Source organism: Ruegeria sp. B32 (assembly GCF_025141855.1).
Classification (GTDB): Bacteria; Pseudomonadota; Alphaproteobacteria; order Rhodobacterales; family Rhodobacteraceae; genus Ruegeria; species Ruegeria arenilitoris.
Genome location: NZ_CP081106.1, coordinates 3,257,191 through 3,281,558, shown reverse-complemented (window position 1 = coordinate 3,281,558; position 24,368 = coordinate 3,257,191). Strand labels below are relative to the sequence as shown.

The 24,368-nt window shown below is 62.5% G+C and carries 22 protein-coding genes; 14 read left to right on the top strand and 8 right to left on the bottom strand.

Annotated features, from left to right (window positions below):
- Positions 1-46: 46 nt before the first annotated feature.
- The gene (locus K3752_RS16615) at positions 47-361 is read right to left on the bottom strand and encodes a hypothetical protein (protein WP_170340637.1); all 315 of its coding nucleotides are present in this window, start codon (positions 359-361) and stop codon (positions 47-49) included.
- A 204-nt stretch (positions 362-565) separates the two neighbouring features.
- Here K3752_RS16615 and K3752_RS16610 point away from each other — a divergent pair, with 204 nt between their 5' ends.
- Positions 566-1,159 (top strand): HD domain-containing protein, encoded by a 594-nt coding sequence (locus K3752_RS16610; RefSeq protein ID WP_170361062.1) that lies wholly within the window; start codon positions 566-568, stop codon positions 1,157-1,159.
- A gap of 294 nt (positions 1,160-1,453) precedes the next feature.
- Positions 1,454-2,527 carry an alpha/beta hydrolase gene (locus K3752_RS16605; RefSeq protein WP_217353462.1) on the top strand — a complete coding sequence of 358 codons (1,074 nt, stop codon included), beginning with the start codon at positions 1,454-1,456 and terminating at the stop codon, positions 2,525-2,527.
- 50 nt (positions 2,528-2,577) lie between these two features.
- On the opposite strand, the gene K3752_RS16600 is transcribed toward K3752_RS16605, so the two are convergent.
- Both K3752_RS16600 and K3752_RS16595 read right to left on the bottom strand, forming a co-directional pair.
- A complete protein-coding gene (locus tag K3752_RS16600; protein WP_170368977.1) occupies positions 2,578-3,132 on the bottom strand; it encodes an ActR/PrrA/RegA family redox response regulator transcription factor in 555 nt (184 codons plus the stop codon).
- An 80-nt stretch (positions 3,133-3,212) separates the two neighbouring features.
- Positions 3,213-3,839: an SCO family protein gene (locus tag K3752_RS16595; RefSeq protein WP_170340640.1), complete on the bottom strand. Its 627-nt coding sequence runs from the start codon at positions 3,837-3,839 to the stop codon at positions 3,213-3,215.
- Positions 3,840-3,929: 90 nt separating this feature from the next.
- On the opposite strand from K3752_RS16595, the gene regB reads away from it, so the two are divergent.
- From regB to trxA, 8 genes are all read left to right on the top strand, one after another.
- Positions 3,930-5,327: a sensor histidine kinase RegB gene (gene regB, locus K3752_RS16590; protein ID WP_093963869.1), complete on the top strand. Its 1,398-nt coding sequence runs from the start codon at positions 3,930-3,932 to the stop codon at positions 5,325-5,327.
- Positions 5,328-5,393: 66 nt separating this feature from the next.
- Positions 5,394-6,902: a PAS-domain containing protein gene (locus K3752_RS16585; RefSeq protein WP_260063843.1), complete on the top strand. Its 1,509-nt coding sequence runs from the start codon at positions 5,394-5,396 to the stop codon at positions 6,900-6,902.
- 41 nt (positions 6,903-6,943) lie between these two features.
- Positions 6,944-7,414 carry a tRNA (adenosine(37)-N6)-threonylcarbamoyltransferase complex ATPase subunit type 1 TsaE gene (tsaE, locus tag K3752_RS16580; RefSeq protein WP_170361068.1) on the top strand — a complete coding sequence of 157 codons (471 nt, stop codon included), beginning with the start codon at positions 6,944-6,946 and terminating at the stop codon, positions 7,412-7,414.
- A complete protein-coding gene (locus tag K3752_RS16575) occupies positions 7,411-8,415 on the top strand; it encodes an aminoglycoside phosphotransferase family protein (protein WP_170361070.1) in 1,005 nt (334 codons plus the stop codon). The genes tsaE and K3752_RS16575 overlap by 4 nt, the downstream gene beginning before the upstream one ends.
- Positions 8,412-9,098 carry a nucleotidyltransferase family protein gene (locus K3752_RS16570; protein WP_260063842.1) on the top strand — a complete coding sequence of 229 codons (687 nt, stop codon included), beginning with the start codon at positions 8,412-8,414 and terminating at the stop codon, positions 9,096-9,098. The genes K3752_RS16575 and K3752_RS16570 overlap by 4 nt, the downstream gene beginning before the upstream one ends.
- Positions 9,091-12,018: a double-strand break repair protein AddB gene (addB, locus tag K3752_RS16565; RefSeq protein ID WP_260063841.1), complete on the top strand. Its 2,928-nt coding sequence runs from the start codon at positions 9,091-9,093 to the stop codon at positions 12,016-12,018. The genes K3752_RS16570 and addB overlap by 8 nt, the downstream gene beginning before the upstream one ends.
- Positions 12,015-15,374, top strand: a complete 3,360-nt coding sequence (gene addA / locus K3752_RS16560; protein ID WP_260063840.1) for a double-strand break repair helicase AddA — start codon at positions 12,015-12,017, stop codon at positions 15,372-15,374. Before addB ends, addA begins: the two co-directional genes overlap by 4 nt.
- A gap of 60 nt (positions 15,375-15,434) precedes the next feature.
- On the top strand, positions 15,435-15,755 hold the full coding sequence (gene trxA, locus K3752_RS16555; RefSeq protein WP_093963876.1) for a thioredoxin: 321 nt from the start codon (positions 15,435-15,437) through the stop codon (positions 15,753-15,755).
- Between the two features lie 124 nt (positions 15,756-15,879).
- Here trxA and K3752_RS16550 read toward each other — a convergent pair whose 3' ends face one another.
- Complete coding sequence (locus tag K3752_RS16550; RefSeq protein WP_170361078.1) at positions 15,880-16,074, bottom strand: DUF1127 domain-containing protein; 195 nt, start codon at positions 16,072-16,074, stop codon at positions 15,880-15,882.
- 195 nt (positions 16,075-16,269) lie between these two features.
- Between K3752_RS16550 and hslV the strand changes: the two genes are divergently transcribed.
- Complete coding sequence (gene hslV, locus K3752_RS16545) at positions 16,270-16,827, top strand: ATP-dependent protease subunit HslV (RefSeq protein WP_093963878.1); 558 nt, start codon at positions 16,270-16,272, stop codon at positions 16,825-16,827.
- Between the two features lie 3 nt (positions 16,828-16,830).
- Here hslV and K3752_RS16540 read toward each other — a convergent pair whose 3' ends face one another.
- Complete coding sequence (locus K3752_RS16540; RefSeq protein WP_260063839.1) at positions 16,831-18,072, bottom strand: MFS transporter; 1,242 nt, start codon at positions 18,070-18,072, stop codon at positions 16,831-16,833.
- Between the two features lie 200 nt (positions 18,073-18,272).
- Here K3752_RS16540 and hslU point away from each other — a divergent pair, with 200 nt between their 5' ends.
- From hslU to K3752_RS16525, 3 genes are all read left to right on the top strand, one after another.
- On the top strand, positions 18,273-19,580 hold the full coding sequence (hslU, locus tag K3752_RS16535) for an ATP-dependent protease ATPase subunit HslU (RefSeq protein WP_170342594.1): 1,308 nt from the start codon (positions 18,273-18,275) through the stop codon (positions 19,578-19,580).
- A gap of 101 nt (positions 19,581-19,681) precedes the next feature.
- Positions 19,682-20,779 (top strand): alpha/beta hydrolase, encoded by a 1,098-nt coding sequence (locus K3752_RS16530; protein WP_170342596.1) that lies wholly within the window; start codon positions 19,682-19,684, stop codon positions 20,777-20,779.
- A 71-nt stretch (positions 20,780-20,850) separates the two neighbouring features.
- Complete coding sequence (locus tag K3752_RS16525) at positions 20,851-21,996, top strand: MFS transporter (RefSeq protein WP_260063838.1); 1,146 nt, start codon at positions 20,851-20,853, stop codon at positions 21,994-21,996.
- Here the strand turns inward: K3752_RS16525 and K3752_RS16520 are convergent.
- The 3 genes from K3752_RS16520 to K3752_RS16510 are packed head-to-tail and all read right to left on the bottom strand — an operon-like array spanning position 21,993 to position 24,276.
- Entirely contained in the window at positions 21,993-22,580 is a 588-nt protein-coding gene (locus K3752_RS16520) for a Smr/MutS family protein (protein WP_260063837.1), read from the bottom strand. The genes K3752_RS16525 and K3752_RS16520 overlap by 4 nt on opposite strands.
- Entirely contained in the window at positions 22,580-23,620 is a 1,041-nt protein-coding gene (locus K3752_RS16515) for a murein transglycosylase A (RefSeq protein WP_260063836.1), read from the bottom strand. The genes K3752_RS16520 and K3752_RS16515 overlap by 1 nt, the downstream gene beginning before the upstream one ends.
- Positions 23,617-24,276, bottom strand: a complete 660-nt coding sequence (locus tag K3752_RS16510; protein WP_170340666.1) for a Tim44/TimA family putative adaptor protein — start codon at positions 24,274-24,276, stop codon at positions 23,617-23,619. The genes K3752_RS16515 and K3752_RS16510 overlap by 4 nt, the downstream gene beginning before the upstream one ends.
- Positions 24,277-24,368: the final 92 nt, after the last annotated feature.

Here is a 24,368-nt window from a genome sequence, read left to right as displayed (position 1 = left end):
GAAAAGTGGCAATGTGGGTGGCAGTGGACCGCGAGCGGCGCTCAGTTCAACTGGGCGTCCCCTCGGCTTGAATCTTTGGGATCGCTTCAAAGAAATCGGTGCCGGCGGCGACAATGCAGCTGATGCCGTTGGCGTGGGTCACCAGAACGGTATAGGTCCCGCTTTCGCGTGAGGCCCATACCTCCATGACCGTTTGTCCGCCTCGCGAGTTCTGCAAGCCGCCAAAGGCAAGCTCCTCTGAATAGGTTTGCTGCAGTTTGGCGATCACATCTCCGCGCAAGGCACAGTTCTGTGCCAATGCAGGCGGCGCGGCCGCAGCCATTCCAAAGACAAGTGCCAGTCCGAATACACGCTTGAACATGACAGGCTCCTTTCGGTTGGGTTTCAATCCGAGAGGGGCACACTGGGAGGAGCGCGTGCCCCCCTCAGTCTTCATGTCGTGATCACAAGGTGCCGGTTCAAAGCACGATTGCTCAAGAAATTGTTGGCAGCCAGTGATCAGGATGGCTTAAGCATAGCATAAAACCGGGTCACAGGCACGGTGGACAAGATGGGGCATGGCGGAATGGCAACACAACCCAGGGCATGGCAACGGATGCTGTCGGGCCGCAGGCTGGACCTGCTGGACCCGACACCGGTGGATATCGAGATCGAGGATATCGCCCATGGGTTGGCTTTCGTGGCGCGCTGGAACGGCCAGACGGCGGGTGATTTCGCCTATTCCGTGGCCGAGCATTCCCTGCTGGTCGAAGAACTGTTCGGCCGGATCGCCCCCAAGGCGCCGGTGAAATGGCGGCTGGCGGCGCTGCTGCACGATGCGCCGGAATATGTGATCGGCGACATGATCTCGCCGGTGAAGGCCGCGGTCGGCCCGGGTTACGGCGCGCTGGACGACCGGCTGGCGGCGGCAATCCACATCCGCTTCGGCCTGCCCGCCGCGGTGCCGAAAACGGTGAAACGTCAGATCAAGAAAGCCGACAAAATCAGCGCGTGGATGGAGGCCACCCAGATCGCGGGGTTTTCCGAGGCCGAGGCAACCAAGTTCTTTGGCCGACCGGACGCGGCGGTGATGGAGAGGTTGCAGATCACACTCAGGCCACCGGTTGAGGTTCGGCAGGCATATACGGCGCGGCACGCGGAGCTGTTGGCGGAGCTATGAAACTCGAATGGTAACGGAATCTTGCTTGCCCCCAGCCGCATATTTGCCTTTGCGGCGCCCACGCAGTCCGTGTGACTAAACTCCGAAGAACGGCCTCATTTACTCAATATCGTTCCGCAGAGAAGACACTGCTTGAGCCAAAAAAAGCGGCTCCAGCGTTCGCCGGTTGACAGAAGAACGACACCGTCAGTCTAATGAGGCGCAACCGAGCCGAGTGATCGTCGTTGTATGAAACGCCTCAGAATTGGAACTTCGGATCTACCGCGCGCATTCCGGCTTCTGTGTTTATCCACGATGATGTTGCTGGGAGCGGCTTCATGCGGCCGCCCGCCGGAATTGGTAGGGATCGATAATCCAAGACTTCCTGCATCTGAGGTAAAAGAGGCCAAGCGCCAAACAGTCTTCATTGCCACGACGCGTCAAGCGTCCGGTGCAGAAGGGGTCTTCTTTTCCGGTGACCGCGGTGAGGGTTTGGGCTTGGCTTCAGTAGTCGTCACCATCCCGCCAATTCACAAAGCAGGGAAAATTGAAAGAGCCAGCTCTCTGCCACCTATTGCCTCAAAGCACTTCACCATAGTTGAACCAAAAGTCTATGTTTCGGAAGCCGCCTTTGTTTCTGAAATTGACAATCAGTTACTGAACCTCAGCGTTTCCGACAGAAACGTTCTGGTCTTTGTGCACGGCTACAACACGACCCTGAGCGATGCCATCCTTAGATTGGCACAGTTTGTCGAGGATACCGAGTATGACGGGATCCCCGTATTGATGTCATGGGCGTCTGCTGCAGAGACTCTGAAATACGTCTACGATATCAACAGCGCCCTGGCTGCCAGATCAGACTTTTTGAAAGCCGGTGAGATCATTTCGCGATCACAGGCTCAACAATTTGACATACTCGCATTTTCCATGGGAGCGTTCCTTACGATGGAAGCCATCTCGCAAGCCGAAATTGCTGGCGAGTTCAATCCCAACAAGAAAATTCGAAACATAATTCTGGCGGCACCCGATATCGATTTGGCGGTATTCGAAAGCCAGCTCTCAACTATCACCCACGACAATCAGAAAATCTTTGTTCTCGTATCCTCGGACGACGGAGCCTTGAGTTTTTCGAAGTTCATTTCTGGCGGAGTCGACCGTGTTGGCGCGGCCGATGCAGCCGAACTCGCAAGGTCAGGAGTCACCGTTATTGATCTCAGCCAAGTCCAGGACTCTCAAAGCACAAGTCACTCGAAATTTGCTTCGTCCCCTGAGGTGGTTCGAATTGCTGGTGAAGCGATCCGCACAAGCAGACGGACCGGCAGGCGTTCCACTACAGAACTTCAGGACCTTATTGGCGAAGGTTCAGTGGAAGTTGTAGGCGAACCTTAATTTCTTGATTTCCCAAGCCTGTTTCCAGAATAGTGCCGATCGGCAAAAAGCTACCGCGGGCTGCGTTTCGCCAGAATCCGCTGCAAGGTCCGGCGGTGCATGTTCAGGCGCCGCGCGGTTTCCGAGACGTTGCGGTCACACAGCTCATAGACCCGCTGGATGTGCTCCCACCGCACGCGGTCGGCGCTCATGGGGTTTTCGGGGGGCGGGGGCAGTTCGTCGCCCTTGGCCAGCAGCGCGTTGGTGATGTCGGTGGCGTCGGCGGGTTTCGACAGATAGTCGGTCGCGCCGATTTTCACCGCCGCCACGGCAGTCGCAATTGCACCGTATCCGGTCAGAACCACCACCCGGCTGTCGGGGCGCTTTTCCCGCAGCACCTCGACCACGTCCAGCCCGTTGCCGTCCTCGAGCCGCAGGTCCACCACGGCAAAGGCAGGCGGGCGGGCGGTGGCGATCGCGCGTCCGGCGGCGACGGAACCGGCGGTTTCCACCTCGAACCCGCGCTTTTCCATCGCTCTGGCGAGACGTCTCAGAAACGGCTCGTCATCATCCACCAAAAGCAGGGATTTGTCGGGGCCGATGTCAAGCTGAGCAATGTCTGCCATGGTGTGGTCTTTCTGCTATTTCATGCCGATAGGCTTTGAGATGAGTAATAGCAGCGCCACACCAAAGGTCAAACCGACGGTTACTCTGCCGCCTGGTCCACAAAGCAGGCAACGGTGTCGGCCATCTGCTCGGCCGTCGCGTCGCGTTTGAAAAACTCAAGGAACCCGTCCTGCGGCGTGACGAGGTAGGTAAATGTCGAATGGTCGACGAGGTAGTACTCGTCGCTCTTGTCCTGGGCCTTGTAATAGGTCTTGTAGGCCTGGCTCGCGGCCTTGACCTGTTCCGGCGTACCGGTTAGGCCGATCATCTTTTCATGCAGGTTGTAGGCAAAATCCCCCACGACGTCGGGGGTGTCCCGGTCTGGGTCCACCGAGATGAAAATCGGAGTGACCGAATAACCGCGCTCGGTCAGCAGGTCGACGGCCTCGGCATTGCGGGTGGTGTCCAGCGGACAGACATCGGGGCAGAAGGTATAGCCGAAATAGATCAGCGAGGGCTCGGTGATCACGTCCTTGTCGGTCACGGTTTCACCCTTGGAGTTGATCAACTCGAACGGGCCGCCGATGGTTGCGGTGCCGCCTGCAATCTGGCTGGACCGGCACTGGGCAAACTTGTCATCCGAGCCGCCGCCGCGCGTCATCAGCCACATGGCGCCCAGGCCCACGGCCAGCACGACGGTTGCAAGAATGGCATAAAGGCGGGTCATGGCGAAATTCCTGACACATGGGGTTGTTGATCGGTTCGGCCGGGACACCTATCAAGTTGACCAGCGGACGCAACAGGACATAATCGCCCGATGACGGATTCCAACACCAGCCTCTGGCGCGGACAGGAACGCAGCAGCTGGATCCGGCTGCGCACGTTGATCCTGCTGCGGTGGGTGGCAATCATCGGCCAGATCACGGCCATCACCGTTGCCCAGCAGACCTATCACGTCCAGCTGGAGCTTGGGCTGTGCTACCTTGCCATCGGTGTTTCGGTCATGGGCAACCTGACCGCCATCCTGCTGTTCCCGCAGAACAAGCGCCTGTCGGAATTCGAAAACTTCCTCATGGTGATGTTCGACCTGCTGCAGCTGGCTTTCCTGCTGTATCTCACAGGCGGTCTGAACAACCCGTTTGCCCTGCTGTTGCTGGGCCCCGTGACGATTGCGGCCAACGTCATGAGCACCCGGTCGACCCTGATCATCGGGGGCGCCGCAATCGTGCTGGCGACGCTTCTGGCCCAGTTTCACCTGCCGCTGCGCACCGATCTCGGCCTTGTTCTGGACATCCCCGACATCCTGCTGTTCGGCAACTGGGCCGCCATCGTGATCGCGATCGTATTCATCGGCGCCTATTCGCACCGCATCAGCGCCGAAGTTCAGTCGATGTCCGAGGCGCTGGCCGCCACCCATATGGCCCTGGCGCGCGAGCAGAAGCTGACCGACCTCGGCGGCGTTGTCGCCGCCGCCGCGCACGAGTTGGGGACCCCACTGGCCACGATCAAGCTGACCAGCTCGGAACTGATCGAAGAATTGGACGACCGCCCGGACCTGAAAGAAGACGCCGCCCTGATCCGCGAACAGGCCGACCGATGCCGCGACATCCTGCGCGACATGGGTCGGGCCGGCAAAGATGACCTGCACCTGCGCCAGGCACCTTTGTCCGCCGTGATCCACGAGGCGGCCGAGCCCCATATACACAGGGGCAAACAGGTACATTTTGACGAAGGCCCGGGGCCTGACGGGGATGTCCAGCAGCCCTCGATCCTGCGCAAGCCCGAGATCATTCATGGCCTGCGAAACCTGATCCAGAACGCCGTGGACTTTGCCCGCGCACAAGTCTGGGTCGAGGCCGAATGGACGCCGGACCGGATCACCGTCAGCATCATGGATGACGGGCGTGGTTATCCGTCACACATCATCGGCCGTATCGGTGACCCGTTCATGCGCCGCAGACGCGCCGAAAGCGATCTGCGCACACGCCCCGAATATGAGGGTATGGGGTTGGGCCTATTCATCGCAAAAACGCTCTTGGAGCGCAGCGGCGCCGAACTGAAATTTGCAAATGGGTCAGACCCTTACCAGGCGGTGACGGACCAGGCCGAGCGACGCGGCGCGATCGTGCTGGTGACATGGCCGCGCAAGCTGATCGATGCGCAGACAGGCGACAACCCGGTGCCGTCGGGCGTGAACGAACGGTTCCAGGTCTGAGTTAAGACACCGTTAACTATTTAAGCGCAAAGTCGGGTCCGGTTTGTTTTTGGGGTAGGCGGCACTGTGGCCGACTGGATCATACTTGCGGCGACCAGCCTGGTTTCGTCGGGCTTTGCCCTGCAGTGGCTCATGCCGCGCCGTCCGCGGCGCGGTGACAATTTTGGTTTGTCTGCGCCGGCTTCGTTGTTGGATGCGGTGTTTCTGTTCAACGGAAGCCACCTGATCAGCCATTCCGACATCGCCTTGTCCGGGTTCGAAGCGGTGAATGACTGGGATGATCTCAGGCGCCTGTTGCAGCGCGACTTTCCGGCCTTCCCCGAGACTTACGAAACCGTCCGCCAGCAAGGCAATATCGTGGTTTCGGCGATAGATTGTACGGTCGAGCGCGAGGTTCGGTGTGAATGGATCGACGGCATCGTCCGGGTGCAGTTGCGTGATCTGACCGGCATCACCGAACCGACAAGGAGGGATCCGAACGATCCGATCCGCCTCGCCATGGACCGCGCGCCCTATCCCGTGTGGCTTCTGGATCATGCCAACAAGGTAAGATGGTGCAACGCCGCCTATGTTGCACTGGCCCGCAAGGCGCGCGGGCAGGACACGGATCTGACGCAACCCATGTTCCCCGAACTGACCGAAGAATCGCGGCCCGGCAAGAAGACCCGGGTTTCGATTCCGGTGAAGGATAGCAGCAGCAAGTTGTGGTTCGATCTGACGCATGTGGAGCTGGACGAAGGTCACCTGCATTACGCGGTCGACGTAAACGCCATTGTCGAGGCCGAGACCGCCCAGCGCAAATTCGTCCAGACGATGACGAAAACCTTCGCGCAACTGTCGATCGGCCTGGCAATCTTTGATCGAAACCGCCAGTTGGCGCTGTTCAACCCCGCCTTGATCGACCTGACCGCATTGCCGCCCGACTTCCTGAGTTGCCGGCCGAATATCTCAAGCTTCTTTGACCGCCTTCGGGATCAGCACATGATGCCCGAACCCAAGAACTACCGCAGTTGGCGCCGGCAGATGAACGATCTTCTGGAAGCAGCCGAGGACGGAAACTATCAGGAAACCTGGTCACTACCGTCGGGCTCAGTCTATTCGGTCAGCGGTCGCCCCCATCCCGACGGCGCCGTCGCCTTTCTGTTCGAGGACATCACGGCCGAGATCACCCTGACCCGCCGGTTCCGGTCCGAGATGGACCTTATGCAGTCAATCCTCGACAAGCTTGCGGACGCCGTCGCCGTTTTTGCCGATGACGGGACACTGGCTTTCACCAACTACGCCTACCAGCTGCTGTGGGGAGACTCGGACGAGGTCGGCTTTGAACCAGCCACGGTTCTGGACGTCACGCGCCAGTGGCAGTCGCGATGCCAGGCCAATCCAATTCTGGGTGACATTCGGGACTTCGTGGAAATGCGCAACAACCGGGCCGAGTGGAGCTCTGATCTGTACAAGCGCGACGGCACCCGGCTCTTGTGTACGGTCAGCCCTATCCAGAATGGCGCAACCATCGTCCGGTTCACGATCGAACACGCGCGTGGAGAAACGCCGGATATGTTGCAGATCACCGCCTGAACCGGGTTGCAGAGGGTTCGGCCCCCGTTCATTGTGGCGCCATGAATTCGCCCGCTTCGATCACTCTGACATCACCGGAAGAAACCGCCGATCTGGCCAGCCGCCTGTCCGCCCATTTGGCGCCCGGCGACGTTATTTTGCTGGACGGCCCAATCGGCAGTGGCAAAACCCATTTTGCACGCAATCTGATCCAATCGGCACTGCCTGTGCCCGAAGATGTGCCATCGCCCACATTCACGCTGGTTCAGGTTTACGATGGTGAAGCCGGCGAAATCTGGCACTCCGATCTGTACCGGCTTACCTCGGTGGATGAGATCGAGGAATTGGGCCTGACCGGGGCCTTTGATACGGCGATCTGCCTTGTGGAATGGCCTGACAAGCTGGGTCCGCTACAACCGGCCTCGGCCCTGTTGGTGCAGTTTCATGCCGACCCCGCTGCCGAAGAAACCCGACACCTGACCCTGACGTGGTCCGACCCCAAGTGGACCGAAAAACTGAAGAGGATCGCATGACCAACCGCGCAGTTCTGGCCGAGGCGCTGGTCGCACGGACCCCTTGGGCCAAAGCCTCTCGCGCGCCGCTGGCTGGAGACGCCTCGAACCGCCGGTATGAACGCCTGACCGACCCGGATACCGGGCGGACCGCCGTTTTGATGGACGCGCCCCCGGACAAGGGGGAAGACGTGGAACCGTTTGTCAGGGTGGCAGAATACCTGCGGTCCGTCGGTCTGAGCGCGCCCGAGATTCTTGCCGAGGACGCCGAGAACGGGTTCCTCCTGCTGGAGGATTTCGGCGACGACCTGTTTGCCCGCCTGATCGAGAAGCAGCCGGAGGTCGAGCGTGAATTGTACGAGGCCGCAACCGACGTGCTGATCCATCTGCACTCTGGGCCCCTGCCCTCATTGGACAGCTATGACCCGTCCCTCATGGCGGAATTGTCGGCTCTTGCCTTCACCAAATATGCCCAAGGGATACAAGGCGCCTATGACCAAGACGCCCATGATCGTTTTCAGCATCGGTTCGCCGACATATTGCTGCAGGAAACCTCGGGCACGCGGGTGGTTACCCTAAGGGACTACCATGCCGAGAACCTGATCTGGCTGCCTGAGCGCGACGGGGTCCGCAGGGTCGGCCTGCTGGATTTTCAAAGCGCAATGCTGTGCCATCCCGCCTATGATCTGATGTCGTTGCTGCAGGATGTCCGCCGTACTGTCCCGGCCGCAATCGAAATGAGCATGGTCAACCGCTACATCACGGCAACAGGTGTGGATGACCACGATTTCCGCACGGCGTACAGTGTCCTCGGCGCCCAACGCAACCTGCGGATACTGGGGGGATTTGCCCGCCTTGCCACCGACTATGGCAAACCGCATTACGTGGATCTTATCCCGGCAGCCTGGGCTCATCTGATGCGCGATCTCGAGCATCCGGCGCTGGTCTCGGTCGCGGATCTGGTTCGGCAGGCGCTGCCATCCCCAACGCCCGAAAACCTTGCAAGGCTGAGGGCCGGATGACCGATACACCCGAGGCCATCATGCTGTTTGCCGCCGGTTTCGGCACCCGCATGGGCGCGTTGACCCGCACCCGACCCAAGCCGCTGATCCCAGTGGCCGGACGGCCCTTGATCGACCATGCTCTGGAGTTGACGGATTCGGTGCGGCCGCGCCGGGTGGTCGCGAACCTGCATTACCTGGCCGACCAGTTGGCCGATCACTTGGCGCCGCGCGGCGTCCTGCTGTCGCATGAACAGCCGGACATCCTGGAAACCGGCGGCGGATTGCGGGCGGCCTTGCCGCTGCTTGGTCCGGGGCCGGTTTTCACGATGAACACCGACGCGATCTGGTCCGGGCGCAACCCTTTGGAATTGCTGTTGGATGCCTGGGATCCGGCGCGAATGGACGCGCTGTTGATCTGCGTACCGATCGCACAGACGATCGGACATGCAGGCCCCGGAGATTTCAGGATCGACCCCCAAGGCCGGCTGGCACGCGGGCCGGGTCACGTCTATGGCGGCATTCAGATCCTCAAGACCGACGGCCTGGCGGACATTCCTGAAAAGGCTTTCTCGCTCAATGTCTTGTGGGACCGGATGCACCGCGATGGCCGGCTGTTCGGGCTGCAATACCACGGGCGCTGGTGCGATGTGGGCCGCCCCGATGGCATCGCCCTGGCCGAGGAGATGCTGGCCGATGTTTGACCCCGGCGCCACCCCTCGGGTCTTTGCGGTGCCGCCCGGTGCGGATTTTCCGCAGGCATTGGTGCGTGGGCTGCGGGCGCGCTGCGACGGCCACCCGCCCGAGGCACTGGCCCGCGTGCAACTGGTGCTGAACACCCGCCGCATGGCCCGCCGCGCGCGCGAGCTGTTCGATCAGGGTCCGCCCTGCCTGTTGCCCCGCATTTCGCTGGTGACCGATCTGGGCGAAAGCGTCGATCTTGATCGTGTACCGCCCGCCGTACCGCCCTTGCGTCGCCGGCTGGAACTGACGCAGCTGGTGGCGCGACTGCTGGACCAGCAACCGGACCTGGCCGCGCGGTCGTCGCTGTTTGACCTTTCCGACAGCCTCGCTGCCCTGATCGAAGAGATGCAGGGCGAAGGCGTCCCGCCCGAGGCGATCCGGCAACTGGACGTGACTGACCTGTCGGGCCATTGGGCACGGACGCAGGCCTTCATCGGCATCGCCGACCAGTTCCTGAAGACCGAGGATGGCAGTCTGGACGTGCAGGCCCGCCAACGCCGCGTGGTCGAGAACCTGATCGCCCGCTGGCAGGACGCGCCGCCGCAACACCCCGTGATCCTGGCCGGGTCCACCGGCTCGCGCGGGACCACGCTGATGCTGATGCAGGCGGTGGCGCGGCTGCCGCAGGGGGCGCTGATCCTGCCGGGGTACGATTTCGACCAACCCGCTCATGTCTGGGAACGGTTGGATTCGGCAATGACCTCGGAGGATCACCCGCAATACCGGTTCCGCAAGCTGATGACCGAACTGGGAATAGGGCCGGATCAGATCGCATCCTGGACCCCGGACCAGCCCCCCTCGCCCGCGCGCAACCGTTTGGTTTCATTGGCATTGCGCCCTGCCCCGATCACCGATGCCTGGATGAGCGAAGGCCCGCAGCTGCGCGATCTGGATGCCGCGACGCGCGACATCACCCTGGTCGAGGCGCAATCACCCCGGGCCGAGGCGCTGGCCATCGCCCTGCGCCTGCGGCAGGCGGCCGAGACCGGCCAGACCGCCGCCCTGATCACCCCCGACCGGATGCTGACCCGCCAGGTCAGCGCCGCGCTGGACCGCTGGAACATCCTGCCCGATGACAGCGCCGGCCTGCCGCTGCAACTGTCGCCACCGGGCCGGTTCCTGCGCCATGTGGCCGGGCTGTTCACGAGCCGTCTGGATGCCGAGGCACTGCTGACCCTGCTGAAACACCCTTTGTGTCACAGCGCCGGCGACCGCGGCGCGCATCTGTTGCACAGCCGCGATCTGGAACTGCACCTGCGCCGCAACGGCCCGCCCTTCCCCGACAGCGCCAGCCTGACAGGTTTTGCCGTCGAAAAAGACGTGCCGGATGCGTGGGCTCTGTGGCTGATCCGCAATTTCTGCAACCAACAGATCAGCGGCACTCTGCCCCTGACCGGCTGGGTGCAGCGCCTGCGCGATCTGGCCGAGGCGATTGCCGGTGCCGGAACCGACGGCGCAGGCGAGTTGTGGGAGAAAAACGCTGGCCAAACGGCGCTGGCGGTGATCTCGGGCCTTGCGGACGAGGCCGAGCATGGCGGCAAGGTGACGGCGCTGGATTTCGCCGATCTGCTGGGCGCGCTGCTGGCCGGGCAGGAGGTCCGCGACCGCGACGCCCCCCACCCGCGGATCATGATCTGGGGCACGCTCGAAGCGCGCGTGCAGGGTGCCGACCTGCTGATCCTGGGTGGGCTGAACGAAGGCAGCTGGCCCGAGGCTCCCGCGCCCGACCCCTGGCTGAACCGCCAGATGCGCGACCGTGCCGGCCTGCTACTGCCGGAACGGCGCATCGGTCTGTCGGCCCATGATTTCCAGCAGGCCATCGGCACGCCCGAGGTCTGGCTGACCCGCGCGGTCCGTTCGGATGATGCCGAAACCGTTCCGTCACGCTGGCTGAACCGATTGACCAACCTGTTGCAGGGCCTGCCGGATCAGGGCGGCCGCGCGGCGCTGGAACAGATGCGCGACCGGGGCAAGACATGGCTGCGCTGGTCCGAGATGCTGGAACAGGCGCCCCGGATCGCCGCCGCACCGCGCCCCTCGCCGCGCCCGCCGGTGGCCGCGCGCCCGCGCCGCCTGTCGGTGACCGAGATCAAGCGGCTGATCCGCGACCCCTATGCGATCTATGCCAAGCACGTTCTGCGCCTGAAACCGCTGGACCCGCTGGTACAGGCGCCCGACGCCCTGCTGCGCGGCATCGTGATCCACGAGATCCTGGAACATTTCGTCAAGGACAGCGTGTTGGACGGCGCGCTGCTGACCCGTGACAACTTCCTGAAACGGGCCGAGGCTCTGCTGGATAAGCATGTCGCCTGGCCCACCGCCCGGAAACTGTGGCTGGCGCGGCTGGAACGGATCGCCGACGACTTTCTGCGCGCCGAGATCAACCGCCGCAGCGACGGCGGCCCGATCGCGTTCGAGGCAAAGATGCGCCTGACGCTGGAACCGCTTGGGTTCACCCTGAATGGCCGCGCCGACCGGATCGACCGAAACAGCCGCGGCGCGCTGACCATCATCGACTACAAGACCGGCACGCCGCCCTCGGAATCGCAGCAGGCCAAGTTCGACAAACAGCTGCTGATCGAGGCCGCGATGGCCGAGCAGGGCGGGATCGACGGATTTGACCCGATGGCCGTGGCCAGCGCCGTGTTCATCGGTATGGGCGGCACCTACAAAGAGGTCCCGGCACCCCTGGACAAAGAGCCGCCCGACAAGGTTCTGGCCGAGCTGAAAGAGCTGATTTCTGCCTATTTAGAGCCTGATCAGGGCTTTTCGTCGCGCCGGATGATGCACAAGGACAGCGACGTGGGCGATTATGACCACCTGGCGCGGTTCGGCGAATGGGACCGCACCGCCGAAACCAGGCCCGAGGATCTGACATGACCCCGCGCGACGATGCGACCGAACGGCAGGTTCAGGCGGCGCGGCCCGATGCGTCGACCTGGCTGGCGGCCAATGCGGGCTCGGGCAAGACGCGGGTTCTGACCGACCGCGTGGCGCGGCTGCTGCTGGACGGCGTACAGCCGCAGCACATCCTGTGCCTGACCTATACCAAGGCCGCCGCCAGCGAGATGCAGAACCGCCTGTTCAAGCGGCTGGGCGAGTGGGCGATGCTGGACGACGCGGCGTTGCTGCGGCAACTGACCGAACTGGGCGTCGAAGGGGTGATCGACCCCGACCGCCTGGCCCGGGCCCGCACCCTGTTCGCGCGCGCCATCGAAACGCCGGGCGGGTTGAAGATCCAGACGATCCACTCGTTCTGCGCCTCGCTGCTGCGGCGGTTCCCGCTCGAGGCCGGGGTCAGCCCGCAGTTTTCCGAGATGGAAGACCGCGCCGCGGCCCTGCTGCGCGAGGAAATCGTCGAGGATTTCGCCGAAGGCCCCCAGGCCAGCCTGATCGAGGACGTGGCCCGCCACATCACCGATACCGGCTTTGACAAGCTGACCGCCGCAATCGCCCAAAAGCGCACCCTGTTCACGCCCGCGCTGCAATGGCCCGACTTGCTGGCCCGTTTTGGCCTGCCCGAGGGGTTCGACGAGGACGCGCTGCTGGCGCAGGTGTTTCTGGGCGGCGAGGTCGAGCTGATCCGGTCGATACTTCCGGCGCTGGCGGGCGGCGGCAAGACCGACGCCAAGGCGGCCGAGAAACTGTCGGGCTTCACCGAACCCGCCTTGGGTCAGTTGCCGGAGCTGGAAGACGTGTTCCTGACCGGAAAATCCGCCAAAGAGCCCTTTACCGCCAAGATCGGCAGTTTTCCTACCAAGGCGCTGCGCGAGGGGGTCTTGGCGGGGCAGATGGATCCGCTCGAGGCGCTGATGCGGCGGGTCGAGGCCGCGCGGGAAGGACGCCTGGCGCTGGCAGCAGCCCGAAAATCCATGGTGCTGCACCGCTTCGCGGCGGCATTCCTGCCGGAATATGAGCGCCTCAAGCAACTGCGCGGCTGGCTGGACTTCGACGACCTGATCCTGCGCGCGCGCCTGTTGCTGAACGATCCGGCGGTGGCCGCTTGGGTTCTGTACCGGCTGGATGGCGGCATCGACCACATCCTGGTGGACGAGGCGCAGGACACCAGCCCCGATCAATGGGATGTGGTCGAGAAACTGGCGCAGGAATTCACCAGCGGCGAAGGCGCACGATCAGGGGTCGAGCGCACGATCTTCGTGGTCGGCGACAAGAAACAGTCGATCTATTCCTTCCAGGGGGCCGACCCGCAGGCCTTTGACCGGATGCAGGCCGAATTCGGGCGAAAACTGCAGGAATCAGGCTCTAAACTGTGGGATTGGACGCTGGAATATTCGTTCCGTTCCTCCAGCTCCATCCTGTCGCTGGTCGATATTCTGTTCGAAAACCGCGCCGAGGCAGGGTTTCAGAAAGAGTCGCAGCACCGCGCCTTCAAAGCCGATCTGCCGGGCCGGGTCGATCTGTGGCCGGTGGTGGAAAAGGTCGAGGACGCGGACGAGGGCGACTGGACCGATCCGGTCGATCGGCCCGCGGCGCAACATCACACGGTGATCCTGGCCAACCAGATCGCCGCGCGCATCAAGGCCATGATCGACGCCGGCGAAACCATCCCCGAAGACGGCCCCACGCGCGGCACGTTCGTGCGCCGCAAGGTGCGGCCGGGGGATTTCCTGATCCTGGTTCAGCGCCGCTCGGACCTGTTCGCCGAGATCATCCGCGCCTGCAAGGCCCAAGGTTTGCCGATCGCAGGGGCCGACCGGTTGAAGGTGGGCGCGGAACTGGCGGTCAAGGATCTGGCCGCGTTGCTGAGCTTTCTCGCCACGCCCGAGGATGACCTGTCGCTGGCCACGGTGCTGAAATCGCCGCTGTTCGGCTGGTCCGAGCAGATGCTGTTCGACCTCGCTCATCGCCGGCAGGAAAGGTACCTGTGGGCGGCGCTGCGCCAACGCGCCGGGGATTTTCCCGAAACGCTGGCTGTCTTGAACGATCTGCGCGGGCAGGTGGACTTTCTGCGCCCCTACGACCTGATCGAACGGGTGCTGACCCGCCATGACGGCCGTCGCAAATTGTTGGGCCGCCTGGGCGCCGAGGCCGAGGACGGCATCAACGCGTTGCTGTCACAGGCGCTGGCCTATGAACGGTCGGACATTCCCAGCCTGACGGGTTTCCTGGTCTGGATGCAGACCGACGACCTTGAGATCAAGCGCCAGATGACCGGCGTGGGCAACATGATCCGGGTGATGACGGTGCATGGCTCAAAAGGGCTGGAGGCGCCGATCGTGATCCTGCCGGACACCGGCAAGCGGCAGCCGCCCCGCGATGCCGAGATCATGGTCGCCGACGGAACGCCGCTGTGGAAGGTGCCCACCGACCTGTCGCCCAGCCTTGTCGCCCGCGCCCGCGAAGACGCGCGCCAACGCGAGGAGAACGAGCGGCTACGTTTGCTGTACGTCGCGCTGACCCGGGCCGAGAAATGGCTGATCGTGGCGGCTGCCGGCGATCTGGGCAAGGACGGGTCCAGCTGGTACCAACTGGTCGAAGAGGCGATGGGCCGGGCAGGCGCCACCGAGACCCTCGGCACCGGCAACCGCCGTCTGGCGCATGGCGATTGGGAGGGTCTGCCGCTGGACCATCGCCCGACCCCGGAGCCGGTGCAGGATACCCTGCCGGACCTGTTCCACCGGCCCGCGCCCGAGCCGATACCCGATCCCGAGACGCTCAGCCCGTCCGATCTAGGCGGGGCCAAGGCTCTGCCGGGCGAGACCGGGCTTGAGGAAGAGGCTGCCAAGCTGCGCGGCACCCGCCTGCACCTGCTGCTCGAACATCTGGCCCAGGCGCCGCGCGACCGGTGGGATCAGCTCTGCGCCCGGCTTCTGCCCGATATGCAGGACGGCGACCGCCGCGACCTTCTGGCCGAGGCGTCGGGCGTGCTAACCGCACCGGACCTGGCCCCCGTCTTTGCACCGGCCGCGCTGGCCGAGGTGCCCGTCTCGGCCACTTTGGACGGTCGTCGGATCCACGGGGTGATCGACCGGTTGATCGTGACGGATGACGTGGTGCAAGTCATTGATTTCAAATCAAACTCCACGGTTCCCGATCGGGCCGAGACCTGCCCCGAGGGCCTGTTGCGCCAGATGGGCGCCTATGCCGCCGCGCTGTCGCAGATCTATCCCGGCCGCGAGATCCGCACCGCGATCCTGTGGACCCGGACGGCGCGCCTGATGTGGCTGCCACACGATCTTGTGACAGATGCGCTGGTGCGCGCCCAGATATCTTGACCTCCCCAATGGGCGCACCTACGTTCGACTCCCAACCGCATGTCATTCAGGAGACAGAATATGTCGACCGTAGCCGTAACCGACGAAACCTTTGACGCCGAAGTCAAGAACTCGGACGTCCCCGTCGTGGTGGATTTCTGGGCCGAGTGGTGCGGACCCTGCAAGCAGATCGGCCCCGCTCTGGAAGAGCTGGCGGCCGAATATGGCGGCAAGGTCAAGATCGCCAAGGTCGACGTGGACAGCAACCCCAACTCGGCCGCAGCCATGGGCGTACGCGGAATTCCCGCGCTGTTCATCTTCAAGGACGGTCAGGTGGTTTCGAACCGCGCAGGCGCTGCCCCGAAGGCCGCCCTGCAAAGCTGGATCGACGAATCCATCTAATACCGAACTGAACTCAAAAAAAGGCGCTCCTCATGGGGCGCCTTTTTTTGTGCATGGTCTGCGCAAAAAAAAGCCGCCCGGAAATCCAAGCGGCCATTCGTCTTTAGTCGAATTCGGTCTGAATTCAGATCTTTGCGATATCTTCGCGGACCAGACCGATATCTTCCAGCTGGGCATCGCTCAGTTGCGACAGCAGCTTGCGGGTCTTGCGGGAGGTGTTCCATTCGGCGGCAGCTTCGAAAGCGTGCGAGATGCCGTCCACTACACGCAGGATGGTAGCTGCTCCGAGCGGCGCATGGATGTTTGCGGTGGTTGCCATTTGCGCATTCCTTTTTTGAAACAGCCGACCCTGTGTCGGTTGTAAGCGTCATCTAGTCTTGCGACAGGCGACTCACAATTGCTGGTCCGACAACCCCGTGATGCACGGATTGCATATCTTTTGGGCAGTTTGAGAACGGGTTGCGCGGATCGCGCCTCCGGCCCATATAGGGCATCAACGGATACGGAGGCTTGAATGGCGGAGAACGACTTTCCCGGTTGGCACGGCACCACGATCATCGGCGTCAAGAAAGGCGGCCAGATCGTCATCGCGGGTGACGGGCAGGTCAGCCTGGGCCAGACCGTGATCAAGGGCACCGCCCGCAAGGTGCGGCGCCTGTCGCCCGGCGGGTTCGAGATCGTCGCCGGGTTCGCCGGCTCGACCGCCGACGCCTTCACACTGCTGGAACGGCTGGAAGCCAAGCTGGAGGCCACGCCCGGTCAACTGGCCCGCGCCTCGGTCGAGCTGGCCAAGGACTGGCGCACCGACAAGTACCTGCAGAAGCTTGAGGCGATGCTGATCGTCACCGACGGCCGTGACCTGTTCGTGATCACCGGGGCCGGGGACGTGCTCGAACCGGAACATGACGTGGCGGCGATCGGGTCGGGTGGCAACTTTGCCCTGGCAGCCGCGCGCGCGATGATGGACAGCGACAAGTCGGCCGAGGAGGTTGCCCGCGAGGCCATGGCAATTGCCGCCGACATCTGCGTCTACACCAACGGCAACCTGACGGTTGAGAGCATTTCGGGCTAGGGGTCAGGCCAGCAGGGCCGAAATCTCCTTGCCCTTCCACCGGCGGTGCATCCCGATCAGCCCCAGAATGGCCGAGGCGATCACGATGTAATAGGGCAGGCGGATATCGATGCTCATCAACCCGCCGCCGATCAGCGACATGATTCCACCCGCCAGGCAGAACACGGCCGTGGTTACGCCCATGACCCAGCCCTGATCCGCCTCGCTGACCGACGAGGAGAACAGGCCCAGAAGGGTCGGGTAGGCCACGCCGAACAGGAAATAGAACAGGAACACCGGCACGTAGCTGAGCACGCCGCTGGGGCTGAAGGCAAAGGCAAAGCCGCAGATCACCATGACGATCAGCGAAACATATATGATGTTGTGCTTGCTGAAACGTTCCTGCGCGGGTTTCACGAGAAACGTACTTGAGAAGGCCAGCGCCGCACCAATGACGACCATGGCCATGCTGCCGCCGATCACGCCGTAACCAAAAGCGCTGGTCAGGAAATTGTCCACAAACACGTAGAAGGTGACGTTCGCGATCATGAAGAACGCGTAGACGGGCAGGATCTTCAGAACCATGGGGTGGCCACGTACGGCGACCAGGCTGTCGGTCACATCGCGGGGGCGAAAGACGAAGGGTTCGCGTTCGGTTCGGGTATCCTTGAAAAAGAACAGCACCAGCAGGATCGCGATAAGCACCAGGACAAACGCGCCGTAGAATGGGGTCTTGAGCGTGGCAACGCTGCCCAACAGCGCCGCATCCGACAGGACCGCTCCGATGATCGGGCCGCCGACCAGGCCAAAGCTGACCCCTGTCACGATATAACCCATGTTCCGGTCACGATCGGCCGCATCCGTGCTGCCGTCGATCATGGCCGCCTGCGCAATGGGCTGGTTTCCGGCCGTGAACCCGGTGATCGACCGGCCCACGATCAACAGGATCAGGCTGTTGAGATACAGCGCCGCAATGGTGATCGCATAGCCGGCCAGCGCGCCGCCCAGGCAGACCAGAAGTGCATTCTTGCGCCCGATGGAGTCCGAAACTTTCGAGACATAGACGACGCCCAGAAACCAGGACAGGAAGAAACACCCGATCACCAGACCGTAGTAGAAGTGACGGCTGCCCATTGGCGTGCTTTCCGGCAGAAAGCCCGATTTCGTCTCCATGATCAGCGAGTTGATGATCGGAAAAACCAGCCCTTGGCCGATCAAGTCCACGAACACCACGAACAGCAGGGTAATCTTGGCAATCTTGGACATTTCACTCTCCGGGTCCCGCGCACATTCCGCCAACCCTATCAGAGGACACCGAAATCTCCCAACACGGAGGTCAGGAAAGAATTGCATTGGCGCCGGGTCATTGTTAACCAACGCGGCCAAATGTGCGGTCTCGGTTGTTTTTGCCGACCCCGTGCTTACCTAAGCCGCAGCTGACTGCCGACCATCGAAAGGACTGCCCTGTGACCGACCTGACCCCGCGCGAGATCGTCTCGGAACTGGATCGTTTCATCATCGGGCAGAAGGATGCCAAGCGCGCTGTCGCCGTGGCCCTGCGCAACCGCTGGCGGCGCAAGCAGTTGCCGGACGACATCCGCGACGAGGTCTATCCCAAGAATATCCTGATGATCGGGCCCACCGGCGTGGGCAAAACCGAGATCAGCCGCCGCTTGGCCAAGCTGGCCCGCGCGCCTTTCATCAAGGTCGAAGCGACCAAATTCACCGAAGTCGGCTATGTCGGCCGCGATGTTGAACAGATCATCCGCGATCTGGCCGATGCCGCTATCATCCAGACCCGTGAATACATGCGCGAAGAGGTCAAGGCCAAGGCGCATCAGGCTGCCGAGGACCGCGTGATCGAGGCCATCGCCGGCTCGGACGCCCGCGAGAGCACCCGCGAGATGTTCCGCAAGAAGCTGAAATCCGGCGAGCTGGACGACACGGTGATCGAGCTTGAATTGGCCGACACGTCCAACCCGATGCCGATGTTCGACATTCCCGGCCAGCCGGGCGGTCAGATGGGCATGATGAACCTGGGCGACATTTTCGGCAAAGCTTTCGGCGGGCGCACCGTCAAGCGTCGCATGACCGTTGCCGAAAGCTATGACATCCTGATCGGGGAAGAGGCCGACAAGTTGCTGGATGACGAGGCCGTCACCCGCGCGGCGCTGGAATCGGTCGAGCAGAATGGCATCGTATTTCTGGACGAGATCGACAAGGTCTGCGCCCGGGCAGAAACCCGCGGCGGGGATGTCAGCCGCGAAGGGGTGCAGCGCGACCTGCTGCCGCTGATCGAAGGCACGACCGTGTCCACCAAGCATGGCCCGGTCAAGACCGACCACATTCTGTTCATCGCCAGCGGCGCGTTCCATATCGCCAAGCCTTCGGACCTGTTGCCGGAACTGCAGGGGCGTCTGCCGATCCGGGTCGAGCTGCGTGCGCTGACCGAAGAGGATTTCGTTCGCATCCTGACCGAGACGGACAACGCGCTGACCCGCCAGTATACGGCTTTGATGGGCACCGAAAACGTTACCGTCAGCTTTACCGAGGACGGGATCGCCGCGCTAGCCCGGATCGCCGCCGAAGTGAACCAGAGCGTCGAGAATATCGGCGCCCGGCGCCTGTACACCGTGATGGAGCGCGTTTTCGAAGATCTGTCCTTTGTCGCGCCGGACCGTGCCGGCGCGGAAATCGTGGTCAACGCGGCCTTTGTGGATGAAAACCTTGGTGAGCTGACCAAATCCACGGACCTGAGCCGTTACGTTCTGTAACATGATCAGCCGGTTTTCGCCGGTTGATCCTGCGCAATTATCTGGACGCGTCGGCAGGTTACGCTATGCGTAGCACGTAACTGTTGGTCTGGGATCGATCCGTGCTGCGCTATCTGATCATTTTCGTCACGGTTTCCGTTTTGGGAGGCTGCGTTGATCGATCCATCTCGGTCACCTTGCCCGAAGCGTTGGACGTCGGAACGGCGCAGACCGTGTTCGCGGCCACCACCCGCGCACGCGAGGCCGATGGCTCGTACGGGTATCGTCGCGCTGACCGGCTGCAATTCCTCGAAACCACCGTCTCGATCCCGCCGAACCACCGCCCCGGGACGCTTGAATTTTCCTATTCGGACCCGAATCCGAGCCGGCAGTTCGTTTTGGCCGGTGTGCGCGAATTTCCGTCCGAGCAGGATCTGAAAGCACGGCTGAACGGCGCCAAGGAAGTCACGATTTTTGTTCATGGCTACAACGCCACCCAGACCGAGACCGTTTTTCGCGCGGCTCAGTTGGCTCACGATATCGGCCTGCCTGGCAAGACGTTGGTCTATTCCTGGCCCAGCCGGGGGGCCGGATCGGGCTATGCCTATGATCTGGACAGCATGCTGTTTGCCCGCGACGGGCTGCAACAAACCATCTCTACGCTGAAATCCCTGGGCGTCCCGCGCGTGCTGATCGTTGCGCACTCGATGGGAGGCGCGCTGACCATGGAGATGATGCGCCAGGCCGAGCTGCGCGAGCCAGGCTGGTCGCGGCGCAATCTGGAAGGTGTGTTGCTGATCTCGCCCGATCTCGACGTTGACGTGTTCCGGTCGCAGATGGCGGTGATCAAATCTCCGCCCGAGCCATTCGTGATCATGGTCTCGCGCAAAGACAAGATCTTGAACGTGTCCGGACGCCTGCGCGGAACTGCCAAGGGCGAGCGGCTGGGCAACATCAGCTCGACCGAGAAGCTGGCGCAGTACCCGGTCAGCATCATCGACACCACGGCCTTCAACAAGGATGCGGAATCCTCGCATTTCGTGGCCGCCACATCTCCGGCACTTCTGTCGATTCTCAACGCGGCGGGCCGGGTCAGCAGGACCTTTGGCCGGGATCAAGGCGGCATTGATCTTCTGGTGCCGCCTGCCGTGCGAAACGATGCCGGCGCGACCGAGGTAGTTCTGACCGAAACCGGACAGGTGCGGGTCAGCACCCCGTGATAGGGCGAGGGGTCCGCCTTTTCCTTGCGGACAATGCTCCGTGGTTGGGCGCGGGGGTCTTGCTGACCTTCATGTCCAGTTTCGGACAGACCTTTTTCATTTCGATCTTCGCCGGGCAGATCCGGGCTGAGTTCGGCCTCAGCCACGGCGCATGGGGCGGCCTTTATTCGTTGGGCACGACTGTTTCCGCGATTTTCATGATCTGGGCCGGAGGGCTGACCGATATCTATCGTGTCCGAGTGCTGGGACCGGCTGTCCTGCTTGGGCTTGCGTGTGCCGCGCTGGCGATGGCGGTCAATCACTGGGTGATCCTGTTGCCCCTGGTCATCTTTCTGCTGCGTCTGTTCGGCCAGGGCATGTGCAGCCACATTGCCATGGTTGCGATGGCCCGGTGGTTCACGGCCACGCGGGGCAGGGCACTCTCCATCGCAACGCTGGGATTTGCCGTCGGTGAGGCCCTGCTGCCCGTGCTGTTCGTCGCCGCCATGGCCTTTGTCGACTGGCATTTTCTTTGGGCGATCTCCGCCGCCATCGCGTTGTTGGGAATACCCGCATTGATGCGGATGCTGCGTCAGGAACGGACACCACAAAGCCTGGCCCGGGAAACCAGCGCGACCGGGATGCTTGGGCGGCACTGGACCCGGCGCGAAACGTTGTTGAACCCGCTTTTCTGGTTCATGATGCCTGCGCTCATGGGGCCTTCGGCATTCATTACCGCGTTCTTCTTTCACCAGGTCCATCTGGCGCAGACCAAAGGATGGGCCCATATCCAACTGGTCGCGTTGTTTCCGGTCTATACTGGGGTGTCGATCTTGGCGATGTTCGCCTCGGGCTGGGCGCTGGACAGATGGGGCACGGCGCGGATGATGCCGTTCTATCAGCTTCCGATGGCTGCCGGGTTTGCCCTGTTTGCGTTTGTCCAGACAATCCCCGGCGCCGTTATCGGTTTGTCCTGTCTTGCCATTTCGGTCGGCGCCAACAGCACGCTGCCCGCCGCGTTCTGGGCCGAGTTCTACGGCACCCGTCACATCGGCGCGATCAAGGCGATGGCTGCGGCCGTCATGGTGCTGGGGTCTGCTGTCGGGCCCGGCCTGACTGGCGGGCTGATCGATCTGGGCGTGCCGCTCAGCACGCAGTTCCTGTGGATCGCCTGGTTCTTCGTGGCGACGTGCGGCATAGTTTGGATCGGTATTCAGAGGGCGCGGCGACTGCTTTAGCGGATCCGCCTCAGATACACGTAGTAAGCCCCATCACCGCCATGGCTGATATGGGCCGGACTGACCTGAAGAACCGCTTGGGCCAGGGGCGGCAAATTCAACCACTGAGGCACCTGGTTGCGCAGCACGCCGCGGGGCGTCGGGATCGGGCCAGGTTCGTCCCTGTCCTTGCCTTTGCCGCTGACCACCAGAACCAGTCGTTTTCCCGATGCCTGCGCCGACAGGATGAACCGGATCAAAGCAGGATGGGCTGTGTCGACCCGCATTCCGTGCAGATCCAGCTTGCCTTCGGGTTTCAGCTTGCCGCGTTTCATCCGCGCAAAGGCCTTGCTGTCCATCTGTACGGGTGCGGCGCGCAGGCTGTCGCCGATTGCGGGCTTCAAGCTGTGACCGCGTCCATTTGTCGGTGCATTCTGACCCAGTTCAAAGGTGTCTATCCGCGCTTTGGGGGTTTTTCGCGGCTTGGGCTTCGGCAATGTCGATGGGTGAACGGATTGGGGAATCTCCGGGTGCAGCCGCTCGGTCTGCCGGGTCACCTTGTGCCACAATTCAATCTCGTCTTCGGTCAGCTTGCGGCGGGTCATCAGAACTCATCCGGCAGCATGGCATAAGCGCGTTGGATCGGCAGCAGAACGATCATGCGACCGGGATCCTTGAGCCGGCCTGCTGCCTGTCCTGCGGCGTCCCCGGTTCCGAAAAAGATGTCGGCCCGTTGTGCGCCCTTGATTGCCGAGCCGGTGTCCTGTGCGATCATCAAGCGCCGCAGCGGAGTCTTGCCGTCTTTTTCGACCCAGACCGGCGCACCCAACGGGGTATAGGCCGGGTCCACGGCGATGCTGCGCATTGCAGTGATCGACCGGTTCATTGCGCCCAAAGGCCCGCGGTCTGCAGCTACCCGCGAAACCTCGCGGAAAAAGACGTAGGACGGGTTGTGCATCAACAGCTCGGCCCCAATCTCGGGGTTCTTGCGCACCCACGACTGGATCATCCGGGCGCTCACATCATGCGCACCCAGAATACCGCGCCGGACCAGCTCAACCCCAACCGACCGATAGGGGTGGCCGTTGGCCCCGCCATATCCGACACGCACCGAACTGCCATCCGGCAAACGGATGCGCCCCGAGCCTTGAATCTGCAGAAAAAACAACTCGACCGGGTCATCGACCCAGGCGATTTCCAAGCCGCGGCCCTTCATCACGTCACTGGTCAGCAACTCGCGCCGGCTGAGCCATTGCCCAGCCGCCCGCGCCTCGGGCGGCATCTTGTAGACCGGGTATCTGTAGGTTTCAGTCCGCGTCCGCGAGCCGTTCAATTCCGGTTCAAAGTATCCGGTGAACAGCGCGGCCTTTTCATCCTCGATCAGGATGGGCCGGAAGAACAGCTCAAAAAAGGCGCGCGCGGCATCGGGCTTGTATGTCCGTGCGGCCGCACACAACGAACGCCAGTCCGGATCGTCCAGGTCCCCGCAAGTGTCCAGAAAAACGGACAAGGCCGCGCCGTGGTCATCCTCGGCCCAGCCATCGAGGTCAGCAAATGACAGGATGGATCGCGTCGCCTCGGCTCCGGCGGCATTGGCGGCGGTCAGAACCGCCACCAGCATCAGCGACCGGAGCGTTCCGATCATGCGTCCGTGGCGACAAGCAGCCAGTTCGGATCATCCGCGCCCATGACGCGGGCAAAGGTCCAGCTGTCCTTTTGGCGCTTGATCGTGTTGGGGCTGCCTTCGATGATGTCACCGCCCCGGTCACGCACGACCGACGTCAGCTCGCCGACGAACCGCACGGTGATCTCGGCGCGGTTGGAATCCTTGTCGAATTGTGCATCCACCAGGCCCATCTCACGCACACCGATGAACTCGGCCTCGATCGTCAGGCCCTTGTCCTCGCGATCAGCGACAACCGAGACGAAGGTTTCGAACACTTCCTCGGACAGGAAGGGCTGGATTTCATCCAGATTGCCCCGCTCGAACCCCATGACGATCAGCTCATAGGCGCCACGGGCGCCCTGCAGAAACTCGCTGACCGAAAAGCTGGGCTCGACTCGCTTCATTGCGGCCAGCGTCTGCGCCAATTCGCTGTCTTCGGGCACATGGTCGGTAATGTCACGATCCGGACCGCCGTCGATCACTTCGAAATCACGACGCGACTTCCCGGTGTCGGGTTGCTGCGGCACCGGTGGTTTTTCAAAGCCTTCGCGCGTGCCCAGCACGCTTCTGAGACGCAGGATCAGGAAGATGGCTATGCCAGCCAGCACCAGAAGCTGGATCAGGGGTGAATTCATTTCGTCCTCTTTTCAGCACCGAGACTTTGTACACGCGGCCTCGTGCCACTATGTAGGTGACAGTTGGTGGCAAGTCCACAGCCCGGCCTATG